Origin of the sequence: Psychrobacter sp. TB55-MNA-CIBAN-0194 (genome assembly GCF_040309505.1) — a bacterium.
GTDB classification, from domain to species: domain Bacteria; phylum Pseudomonadota; class Gammaproteobacteria; order Pseudomonadales; family Moraxellaceae; genus Psychrobacter; species Psychrobacter fozii.
Genome location: NZ_JBEOOW010000848.1, coordinates 1 through 232 on the forward strand (window position 1 = coordinate 1; position 232 = coordinate 232).

Genomic DNA, 232 nt, shown 5'->3' on the forward strand with positions numbered 1-232 from the left:
GTATTCATATTGCGGACACCGCCACCAAGCTGAATAGGTAAGTTCGGGTACGCTTTAGCGATGTCTTCAACGACTTGCTTATGCACTGGCACGCCGTCAAAAGCACCGTTTAAATCAACTAGGTGTAAGCGACGTGCACCTTCATTCACCCAGCGTGCTGCCATAGCGACAGGATCATCAGAAAAAACCGTATCATCTTCCATACGACCTTGTTTTAGACGAACACATTTAC

General features: G+C 47.0%; 1 protein-coding gene. It reads right to left on the bottom strand.

The window, feature by feature from the left end; genetic code table 11:
• The coding region (locus tag AAEY75_RS17320; RefSeq protein ID WP_352260428.1) for a HisA/HisF-related TIM barrel protein at positions 1–232 on the bottom strand (232 nt) is incomplete at both ends.